Source organism: Kribbella sp. (assembly GCF_035655035.1).
In the GTDB taxonomy this organism is placed as follows: domain Bacteria; phylum Actinomycetota; class Actinomycetes; order Propionibacteriales; family Kribbellaceae; genus Kribbella.
The window spans coordinates 1-9938 of sequence record NZ_DASRVN010000351.1 but is presented as its reverse complement, the minus strand read 5'-3'; the positions used below and the strand labels follow the sequence as shown (position 1 = coordinate 9938).

The following is a 9938-nucleotide window of genomic DNA, read 5'->3' as shown; positions in this document are numbered from 1 at the left end:
CAGGACCAGCTTCCGTACGCCGCACTCCGCCGCCACGCGGGCCGCCTGGCGCGCGGTCAGATGCCCGAACCGGCGGGCCAGCTCCGCTTCCGCCGACAGGTACGTCGACTCGATCACCAGCAGGTCGGCGCCCTCGGCGAGCCGTAGCACGTTCTCGCACAACCGGGTGTCCATCACGAACGCGAACCGCTGCCCGTGCCGTACCTCGCTGACGTCCTCGATCCGTACGGTCCGCCCGTCCACCTCGAGCGTCCCCGCCCGCTGCAGACGCCCGACGTCCGGTCCGGTGACGCCGTACTCCGCGAGCCGCTGCGGCAGCATCCGCCGCCCGTCCGGCTCAACCAACTGGTACCCGAACGACTCGATCGGGTGCTCCAGCCGCCGCGCCCACAACTGCCCGAACGACCCGACCGACAGCAGCCCGTCCTCCTCGACCGGCTCCTCGAGCAGCTCGGCCCGCTCGAAGAACGAGGCGGCGTACCGCAGCCGGTCGAAGTACGTCTGCCCCGAGGCCGGGTAGTGCGCGTGCACCGGATGCGGTACGCCGTCCAGCGACAGCCGCTGCACCACACCGGGGACGCCCAGGCAGTGATCCCCGTGGAAATGCGTGACGCACAACCGGGTGATCGCCCCGGCCGGGACCCCGGCGAAGATCATCTGCCGCTGGGTGCCCTCGCCCGGGTCGAACAGGAACCCCTCGTCGTCCCAGCGCAGGAAGTACCCGTTCTGCGTGCGTTCCCGGGACGGCACCTGGCTGCCGGTCCCGAGGACGACGAGCTCACGCAAGCGCGCGCACCAACGTCGAGGACGACATGTTGCCGCCGCAGGACACCACCGCGACCCGCTTCCCGGCCAGCTCGGTACGCCGTTCGCGCGCGGCCGCGAACGCGAGCGCCGCCGACCCTTCGATCAACTGGTGCTCGGTGTCGATCACCAGGCGGAGCGCGTCCCGGATCGCGTCCTCGGGAACCAGCACCCAGTCGTCGACCAGGTCGCGGCACAGGTCGAGCGTGATGCTCCCCGGCTCGACGCTGCCCGCCGTACCGTCCGACAAGGTCTCTCCGGCGTCGACCTTGACGACCTCGCCGGCCCGCACCGACGCCGCCATCGCGTCGTCCACGGCCGGCTGGGCGCCGTACACCGTGATGTCCGGCAGGTGCTTCTTGAGTACGGCGGCAACACCGCTGATCAGCCCGCCACCACCGACCGCGACCACGACCGCATCCAGCCGCTCTCCCGCGAGCTGCTCGATGATCTCGACGCCGACGGTGCCCTGCCCGGCGACGATCTCCGGGTCGTTGTACGGCGGCACGTAGGTCAGCCCGTTCTCCGCGGCGTACGCGCGGGCCTTCAGCTCCAGTACGCCGGTGTCGTTGCCCTCGGCCCGTAGTTCGAGCCCGAGCCTGCGCAGTGCCGCCACCTTCCCCGGCGCCGCATTCTCCGGCAGGTAGACGATCCCCCGCCCACCGAGCGTCGCCAGCGCGTTCCCGACCCCGAGCCCGTGATTCCCGGTCGAAGCGGTCACCACACCGGCGGCGCACTGCTCGTCCGTCAGTCCGAGCACCTTCGCCAACGCACCCCGCGCCTTGAACGACCCCGTCCGCTGCTGATGCTCACACTTCACCAGCACCTCGGCCCCGACATCGTCACTGAACGCGTCGTACCGTACGAACGCCGTCAGCGTCAGGTACTCCCGCAGGCGGGGCGCCACCCGCTCCGCTCGCTCGGCAATCTCCGCGGGCGTCAACGTCATGCAGGACAGCTAACCACTGACCGGGAGGACCAGACTCACCCGGGCACCGCCCAGCGGCGAGTCGCCGATGGTCAGCGCACCGCCGTGCCGGGTCGAGATCTCCTGCACGATCGCGAGACCGAGACCGGCGCCGCCCTCGTCCCGGCTACGCGACTCGTCCAGCCGGGTGAACCGTTCCAGGACCCGCGCCCGGGCCGGGACCGGGATCCCCGGCCCGTCGTCGTCGACCCGCAGCACGACCTCGGTCGGCGTGCGTTCGACCCGGACGACGATCCGCCCGGCTGCATGCTGTACGGCGTTGTCGACCAGGTTGCGCACCAGCCGATCCAGCTGCTTGTCGTTGCCCAGCACCGGTGCTTCTTCGACGGCGTCCAACTCCAGCGCCGGCCCGTCCTCCTCGATCCGCCGTGCCAGGTGCCGGCGGACCAGCTCCGCGAGATCCACCTGAGTCGTGGGAGTGGTGTGGTCGGCGTCCAGCCGGGCCACCAGCAGCAGGTCGTCGCTCAGCGCCTGCAGCCGGCGCGTCTCGTCGGCGGCAGCACGGACCACCTCCTTCCAGTCCGCCCGGTCAGGATGCTCCGCCGCCACTTCGAGCGTCGCGCGAAGCCCGGCGATCGGGCTCCGCAACTCGTGCGCGGCGTCCGCGATGAAACCGTGCTGCCGATCTGCCGCGCTCTCCAACCGCCCCAACGTGTCGTTCAAGGTGAGCGCCAGCCGGGACATCACGTCCCGCCTCGGCGGCACCGGCACGCGCTCGTGCAGGTTCCGCTCCCCGATCGCCGCTGCCTGCGCGCGAATCCGCTCCACCGGCCGCAGCGCCGCCCGGGTCCCGACGTACACACCCAGCATGATGACCAGCACCGCCAGCGGTAGTGCCGGCCGCAACACCCGATCAACCGCCGCCACCGCGTCCTCGGCCGCGAACGGCATCACGAACACCGCGATCGACGTGGTCTGCGCGTCGGGCCGGACCGTGCCGAAATACCCCCGGAGCAGCATGGCGTCGGTCGCGACCGACCGGACGACCTTGACGTTGCGGCCGTTCAGCCTCTTCATCTGGTGGCATCGCGGATCGTCGGGGCTCCGGCCCACGCAGCCGGCCAACCCAGGGTTGTAGCCGCGGACGGTAACCCTCAGGTCGTCGAGCCGGAGCCGTCCGGGACGCGGCGTCGGTGCCACCGGGCCGGAGCCCTGGTACCCCTTCAGGAGGTCGCTGGCCTCGATGATCTTCCCCGCGCTGTTCGCGATCTCGTACGTCACCGGCGCGGCAGCGTCGTCGTGCCCCTGATATCGATGAGTCCTGAGGACGTCCAGCCGGATCCGGAGGAGATCGGCCCGGGCGGCCTCCTCCGTCACCGCATAACGCGAGTGGTAGACGTCGCGCCGCAGCCAATAGGCGAAACCTCCGGCGAGCAGCGTGCCGATCAGGCCTGACACCAGTGCGACCCGTGCGGCCGTGGACAGCGACGGGGAGAGCCGGCGCCTAGACATGGCGGCCTGTCAGGCGATAGCCCATGCCGCGGACGGTCTGCAGCGACTGCCGGCCGAACGGCTGGTCGATCTTGCGCCGCAGCGCGCTGACGTGGACCTCGACCACGTTCACCTCGCCGTCGTAGTTGGCGTCCCACACCTGTTCGAGAATCTCGCGTTTCGTCACCACCACGTCCGGCCGCCGCGCCAGACACTCCAGTACGGCGAACTCGCGAGCGGTCAGGTCGATCGCCTGGTCACCACGACGGCACGTCCGCGCCGCCGGGTCGACCACCAGGTCACCGATCTCCACCGGCGCGACCGGCGCCCCACCGCGACGCAGGAGGGCCCGCAGCCGCGCGACCAGAACGACGTACGAGAAGGGTTTGGTCAGGTAGTCGTCGGCGCCGGTGTCGAGCCCCTCGGCCTCGTCGTACTCGCCGTCCTTCGCGGTCAGCATCATGATCGGCGTCGTGTCGCCGGACTGCCGGAGCGCGGCGCACACCTTGTAGCCGTTCAGGCCGGGCAGCATGATGTCGAGCAGGATCGCGGCGTACTCGTTCTCCTCGGCCGCCCAGAGCGCGTCGGGACCGTTGTGCACGACGTCCACGACGAAGCCGTGGGACTCCAGGCCCCACTTGACTGCCGTCGCGAGCCGGCGCTCGTCCTCCACCACCAGTATTCGCACCGGATCAGAGTGGCACGGGTCCTAGGGTCATGCTGAAGACCGCTTCAGCATCCTTCAGCGTCCCTTGGGCAACCGGGCCGCAGGGTTCCAGCCATGAGACTTCTCTGGCAGCTCGTGGCGGTGTCGGTGTTCAGCGTGCTGGCGATCGTCGCTCAGCCGTCCGCGGCGCGAACCGCCAACGAGGACACGATCCAGGACGTACTGATGTTCAACGGGGTCTACCTGTTCGGCGACAGCATCGCGAAACAGGACGGGCCCGCACTCGAGCGCCGGCTGCTCAGTCGCAGCGGCGATCCGATCGCGATGGACAGCCGGCCGGGCCGTGCCACCCGCGAAGCGGTCGACGTCCTGGAGGACTGGTCACACCGGTACGGCCTGCCGACTCGCATCGTGATGGCTGTCGGGTCGAACGACGTCTTCGACCCGCGGGCCTTCGCGTCCCAGGTGGAGCGGACGATGCGGATCGCCGGCCCCGACCGGACGGTGTTCTGGGTGGACGTCTACGTACGGCGTACTCGGCAGCCGGGCGCGGTCCAGGCCGTCGACCAACGCAACAGCGCGTTGATCAACCGGCAACTGGAGGCCGCGGCCGGGCGTCATCCACGACTGCGGGTCATCCACTGGGCCGAGTTCCTCACCGCGCGCCCGTCCCGGATCCGCACGAGCCTGCGGGACGGCGTACACACCACCGTCCCTACCGGCCAGGACGCCCGCAATCAGCTCATCGTCGATGCCCTCACTCAGCCGCGCTGAGGCTGGTGCCGAGGGCCTGCCAGTCGAGGACCGGGGCGGCGAGCTTGCTGATCGTCGCCAGCAGGCCCAGCCGTGCCGCGCGGATCTCCGGCTCCTTGGCCATCACGAGGATCTCGTCGAAGAACGCGTTCACCGGCTCGACCAGCACCGACGTGGCGGTGACGAAGTCGGACAGGGTGGTCGGCGCCTGGCCGATCTTCTGGACGGCCTCGTGCAGCGCGACCTCGGCCGGCTCGGTGAGCTTGGTCGAGTCGTACTCCGCCGCGGTACCTTCGGGGACGATCCGCCGTACCCGCTGGAGAACTGCCACCAGGTCGGCGAAATCGCTGTTGCCGACCAGCTCCTGCAGCGCCTTCAGCGTCTCGTCCGCGGCCGCCGGGGCAGTTGCCAGCGGCAACACCGCGGCCACCTGCAGGTGGTCGTCGCCCCGGTCCAGCAGCTGCTGCTCGTACCGCCGTACGGTGAACTCCGCCACCTCGTCGAGAGACTCCGCCGGTACATCGATGCCCTGGGCACCGATCTCGTCCGCGGCCGCCCGCAGGCCCGTTTCGAGGGTGATCGCGCGCAGCTCGGGGTGCTCCCGCAGGATCGCGACCACGCCGGCCGCGGCCCGCCGCAGCGCGAACGGGTCCGAGCTACCGGTCGGCTTCGCACCGACACCGAACAGCCCGGCGAGCAGGTCGAACCGGTCCGCCAGCGCGAGCAGCGCCCCCGGAGTCGTCGACGGGACCGGGTCACCGGCCGACCGCGGCAGCTCCATGTCGTACAGCGCCTGCGCGACCGCCTCGGTCTCCCCCGCCCGCTTGGCGTACTCGCGGGCCATCGTGCCGGCCAGGCTGGTCAGCTCGACCACCATCTGCGAGCCGAGGTCGAACTTCGCCAGCTCCGCCGCCCGCTTCAGCGTCGTCAGGTCGTCGCCGCCGAGCTCGACCGTCGCGGCCAGCTTGAGCGCGACCCGCCCGATCCGCCCGGCGCGGTCGGCCATCGAACCGAGCCGCTCCTCGAAGGCCAGCTTCTCCAGCTCGCCCTTCATCGACTCCAGCGGCGTGTCCAGATCGGCCCGCCAGAAGAACGCGGCGTCCTCGTAGCGGGCCCGCAGTACCGCCTCGTTGCCCGCCCGTACGAGGTCCTCGTCCACCGAACCGTTGGCCACGGCAACGAAGTGCGGGAGCAGCTTGCCGTCGCCGTCCCGGACCGGGAGGTACCGCTGGTGCTTGCGCATCACGGTGGTGAGGATCTCGCTCGGCAGGTCCAGGTACTCCGGGGCGAACCCGCCGAGGATCGGCGTCGGCTCCTCGACCAGGTTGACGACCTGATCGACCAGCGCGGCCTCACCCTCGACGTCCACGACGCCCTGCACCTTCGCGGACAGGTCGGCGGCCGCGTCGACGATCGTCGTACGGCGGCGCGCCGGGTCGGCCTCGATGCCGTGGATCCGGAGCAGGTCCAGGTACCCCTCGGCGGAGGCGATCTCGACCTTCGGCTGGGCGGCCGTGCGGTGCACGCGCGTGGTCCGGCCGGCGGCCAGGGTGGACACCGACACCGGGACGATCTCGTCGCCCAGCAGGGCGACCAGCCAGCGGATCGGGCGGGTGAACGACAGCTTCGCGTCGTTCCAGCGCATGTTCTTGTCCGAGCGCAGGCCGGCGACGATCTCGCCGAGGACGCCGCTCAGTACCTCGGCGGCGCCGCGGCCCGGGTCCGGCTTCGTGACCGCGACGTACTCGACGCCGTCGACCTCCAGGTCGTGCAGCTCGCTCTCGTCGACCTTCTGACCGCGGGCGAACCCGGCGGCGGCCTTCGTCAGGTTGCCGTCGGCGTCGTACGCGGCCGCCTTCCGCGGGCCGCGGACCACGCGCTCCGCGTCCGGCTCGCCCGCCTGGACCGACGCGACGAACGCGACCACCCGGCGCGGCGTCGCGTACGTGGTGATCCTGCCGTGCTCCAGCCGGGTCGCGGCCAGCTTCTCCTCGAGCGCGGACTGCACCGCAGCCGCGGTCTTGGTGACCTCGGACGGCGGCATCTCCTCGGTGCCGATCTCGAAGGTCAGCTGCCGGGTGCCGTTGATCGCCGGGAACTCGGTCGGCTCGGGCGCGGCCGGCGGCAGCTCGGCGAGACCCAGCGGGTGCTCCAGCTCCTCGCGGCGCTCCGCCCACAGCCGCGACACCTCACGCGCCAGCGTCCGCATCCGGCCGAACGCCTTCGCGCGTTCCGTCGTACTGACGGCACCGCGGGCGTCGAGGACGTTGAACGTGTGCGAACACCGCAGTACCTGGATGTGCGCCGGCACCGGGAGCCGGTCGTCGATCATCCGGCGGGCCTCGTTCGCGTACTCCTCGAACAGCCGCTTCTGCGACTCCACGTCCGCGTCGTCCAGGTAGTACCGGCTCATCTCGTACTCAGCCTGGCCGAACGCCTCGCCGTACGAGATGCCTGGCGCGTAAGCGATGTCCTTGAAGTGCGAGACGCCCTGCAGCGCCATCATGATCCGCTCGATGCCGTAGGTGATCTCCACCGACACCGGGTCCAGCGTCATCCCGCCGGCCTGCTGGAAGTACGTGAACTGGGTGATCTCCAGGCCGTCCAGCCAGACCTCCCAGCCGAGACCCCAGGAACCGGTCGCCGGGTTCGCCCAGTTGTCCTCGACGAACCGGACGTCGTGCGCGTCGATGTCGATCCCGAGCGCCTCCAGGCTGTCCAGGAACAGCTCCTGCGGGTTGCCCGGGTCCGGCTTCAGCACCACCTGGAACTGGGTGTGCGTCTGCAGGCGGTTCGGGTTCTCGCCGTAGCGGCTGTCGTCCGGCCGCACGCTCGGCTCGACGTACGCCACCCGCCACGGCTCGGGACCGAGCACCCGCAGGATGGTCGCCGGGTTCAGCGTCCCGGCCCCGACCTCGGTGTTGAACGGCTGCACGACCATGCAGCCCCGGTCGGTCCAGTACTTCGTCAGCGCGAGCAGCGCGTCCTGCATGGTGAGCACAACAAACCTCATGCCATCGTCTGGGGGTTTCCGGTCACGAAGTCTATTCGAGGGCGGCCGCCGGCGGGCCGCAGGTGGAGCCTCTCAGCATCTACCAAGCGTCCAGGTGCTTGGGTGCGGCCGGGGGTTCACATGACGAAACGCTGGATCTTGTGGTGGGCAGTGGCCTTGCTCGCGGTCGCGGGCTGCTCGGGCTCGCCCGTTCGCGCCCTGTCGGGTGCATCGGCGACTCCGACCCCGATCGGTTCACCGGAAACCGAGATGCCGGTCGTCACCGGGTCGCTGGGTTCGAAGGAATGGCAGATCGCCCCCGACCGGCTCGCGGGACCGACGGAGCTGGCCGGGTACACCGACCGGACGAGTGTCCGCAGTGGCCGGCCGTTCCGGTTGTACGCGACCTCGACCGCAGGCGCGTTCACCGTTCGCGCCTTCCGCATCGGCTGGTACCGCGGAGCCGGCGCGCGGCTGATCTGGACCTCGCCCTCGATTCCCGGGGTGGTGCAGCCGGCGCCGGCCATCGCGCCGGACCACATGGTCAGTACGAACTGGAAACCCTCCCTGACCGTGGCGACCTCGGGATGGCCGCCCGGCACCTACCTGTTGCTGCTCACCGCGGCGAACGGCAAGCAGAAATACGTCCCGATCACGGTCCGCTCGAACTCCTCCCGCGGAGCGGTGGTCATCGTGAACGCCGTCAACACCTACCAGGCCTACAACGCGTGGGGCGGCTACTCGCTCTACCACGGCCCGGACAATTCGTACGCCACCCGTTCGCACCGGGTCAGCTTCGATCGGCCGTACGACGGCAACGGTGCGCCGCTGCTGTTCCGGTTCGAGTTGCCGCTGCTCCAGCTGGCCGACCGGAGCGGCGTACGGCTGGCTTACCTGACCAGTGTCGACCTGGACGCCGACCGGACCGCGCTCAGTGGTGCCCGGGGCGTCGCGTCGCTCGGGCACGACGAGTACTGGAGCCTGCCGATGCGCGCCGCCGTCACGCACGCGCGGGACATCGGGACGAATCTGGCGTTCCTCGGCGGGAACTCGGTCTACTGGCGAGTGCGCTTCGCCGCCGACCGGCTCGGACCGGACCGGATCATGATCTGCTACAAGGACGCAACCCTGGATCCGGTACGGAACCGGCCGGACACCACGGTGCGCTGGATGAGCAAGCCGTACCCGAATCCGGAGAACTCCCTGAACGGCATGCTGTACGTCTGCTACTCCCGCCAGGGCAGGTTCGTCGTCCGGGAGCCGAGGTTCTTCCTCTTCGCCGGCACACACGCGGTCAACGGGACGTCGTACCCCCTGCTGGCCGGCGCGGAGGTCGACCGTGCCTATCGGATCCGGGGTACGCCGGCCAATCTCGAAGTGGTGGCGCACTCGCCCGCGCTGTGCGGCGCCCGGCCCGTCTTCACGGACGCCACGTACTACACCGTCCGCTCCGGAGCCGGCGTCTTCAGCACCGGCTCGATGAACTGGGTCTCCACCCTGGACGACCTGCCGTCCCCCACCGTGACGTTCGCCCGCACCGTCACCCTCAACCTCCTCCGCGCCATGTCATCCGGCCCCCTCGCCCGAAAACACCCCTCAATCGGCAACCTGGGCAAACTCCACCGAAGCGGCCGCCCCTAGGGCGGCTACAGACCGCCGATCGCGCCGACGGTGTGGCCGGATTTGGGGCATTGCCAGGCGGGCCGGCCTGCTGGCAGTGCCGGGGTCAGTGGGTGTGAGGCGGGGTGTTCGGGGCACTCGGGCCAGGTGGCGGGGAGGCCGAGGCGACAGAGTTCCTCGTGGATGAAGTCCTGGAGTTGGTCGGCGACGTGGATCACGCGTTCGGGTTGGGAGAAGTCGCAGGGGACGAGCAGGCCGGTGCGGCTCTTGTCGCCGGAGACCAGCCAGAGCGACTCGTACTCCGGGCTGTCGAATGATGGCTCGTCCAGCAGCCGCAGGGGGAGTCCTCCGGTGTTCCGAAGGTCCTCGACCAACAGGCTCAGAGCTGTGTGCAGCGGGTCCACCCCGGCAGTGTCTACTATCGGCGGGTGACGGTAGTGGAGGCGCAGGGGGCTGTTGACGCGGTCTGGCGGATCGAGTCGGCGCGGATCGTCGCGGGTGTGGCGCGGATCGTCCGGGATGTCGGGCTGGCCGAGGAGCTCGCGCAGGACGCGCTGGTGGCGGCGCTGGAGCAGTGGCCGCAGTCCGGCGTACCGAAGAATCCGGGCGCCTGGCTGATGGCGATCGCGAAGCGCCGGGCGATCGACCTGATCCGGCGCAAGGAGACCTACCAGCGCAAGCTC

9 protein-coding genes are annotated in these 9938 nt (G+C 70.3%); 3 read left to right on the top strand and 6 right to left on the bottom strand.

Translation table 11 applies throughout. The annotated features are described in order from the left end of the window. The 4 genes from VFF46_RS19495 to VFF46_RS19480 all read right to left on the bottom strand — a co-directional run. A partial coding sequence (locus tag VFF46_RS19495) for a ribonuclease Z (RefSeq protein ID WP_325038584.1) occupies positions 1-786 on the bottom strand: 786 nt, incomplete at its 3' end. Then, positions 779-1753 carry a pyridoxal-phosphate dependent enzyme gene (locus VFF46_RS19490; protein WP_325038583.1) on the bottom strand — a complete coding sequence of 325 codons (975 nt, stop codon included), beginning with the start codon at positions 1751-1753 and terminating at the stop codon, positions 779-781. The genes VFF46_RS19495 and VFF46_RS19490, both read right to left, overlap by 8 nt. Before the next feature lie 9 nt (positions 1754-1762). Then, on the bottom strand, positions 1763-3244 hold the full coding sequence (locus tag VFF46_RS19485; RefSeq protein WP_325038582.1) for a HAMP domain-containing sensor histidine kinase: 1482 nt from the start codon (positions 3242-3244) through the stop codon (positions 1763-1765). Next, positions 3237-3911, bottom strand: coding sequence for a response regulator transcription factor (locus tag VFF46_RS19480; RefSeq protein WP_325038581.1), 675 nt, complete (start codon positions 3909-3911; stop codon positions 3237-3239). Before VFF46_RS19480 ends, VFF46_RS19485 begins: the two co-directional genes overlap by 8 nt. A gap of 93 nt (positions 3912-4004) precedes the next feature. Between VFF46_RS19480 and VFF46_RS19475 the strand changes: the two genes are divergently transcribed. After that, the gene (locus VFF46_RS19475; RefSeq protein ID WP_325038580.1) at positions 4005-4664 is read left to right on the top strand and encodes a hypothetical protein; all 660 of its coding nucleotides are present in this window, start codon (positions 4005-4007) and stop codon (positions 4662-4664) included. On the opposite strand, the gene VFF46_RS19470 is transcribed toward VFF46_RS19475, so the two are convergent. Further along, positions 4648-7656, bottom strand: coding sequence for a glycine--tRNA ligase (locus tag VFF46_RS19470; protein ID WP_325038579.1), 3009 nt, complete (start codon positions 7654-7656; stop codon positions 4648-4650). The genes VFF46_RS19475 and VFF46_RS19470 overlap by 17 nt on opposite strands. 249 nt (positions 7657-7905) lie before the next feature. Here VFF46_RS19470 and VFF46_RS19465 point away from each other — a divergent pair, with 249 nt between their 5' ends. Further along, positions 7906-9276 (top strand): N,N-dimethylformamidase beta subunit family domain-containing protein, encoded by a 1371-nt coding sequence (locus VFF46_RS19465; RefSeq protein WP_325038578.1) that lies wholly within the window; start codon positions 7906-7908, stop codon positions 9274-9276. Positions 9277-9281: 5 nt separating this feature from the next. On the opposite strand, the gene VFF46_RS19460 is transcribed toward VFF46_RS19465, so the two are convergent. Continuing rightward, positions 9282-9659 carry a hypothetical protein gene (locus tag VFF46_RS19460; protein WP_325038577.1) on the bottom strand — a complete coding sequence of 126 codons (378 nt, stop codon included), beginning with the start codon at positions 9657-9659 and terminating at the stop codon, positions 9282-9284. 24 nt (positions 9660-9683) lie between these two features. Here VFF46_RS19460 and VFF46_RS19455 point away from each other — a divergent pair. Then, positions 9684-9938, top strand: a 255-nt coding sequence (locus VFF46_RS19455) for a sigma factor (protein ID WP_325038576.1), incomplete at its 3' end; no start/stop codon positions are given.

What these genes read in the sequence shown, in the direction of transcription:
- VFF46_RS19470 (WP_325038579.1), bottom strand. Translation starts at nt 7,656, where the DNA reads ATGAGGTTTGTTGTGCTCACCATGCAGGACGCGCTGCTCGCGCTGACG.
- VFF46_RS19475 (WP_325038580.1), top strand. Translation starts at nt 4,005, where the DNA reads ATGAGACTTCTCTGGCAGCTCGTGGCGGTGTCGGTGTTCAGCGTGCTG.
- VFF46_RS19485 (WP_325038582.1), bottom strand. Translation starts at nt 3,244, where the DNA reads ATGTCTAGGCGCCGGCTCTCCCCGTCGCTGTCCACGGCCGCACGGGTC.
- VFF46_RS19465 (WP_325038578.1), top strand. Translation starts at nt 7,906, where the DNA reads ATGCCGGTCGTCACCGGGTCGCTGGGTTCGAAGGAATGGCAGATCGCC.
- VFF46_RS19490 (WP_325038583.1), bottom strand. Translation starts at nt 1,753, where the DNA reads ATGACGTTGACGCCCGCGGAGATTGCCGAGCGAGCGGAGCGGGTGGCG.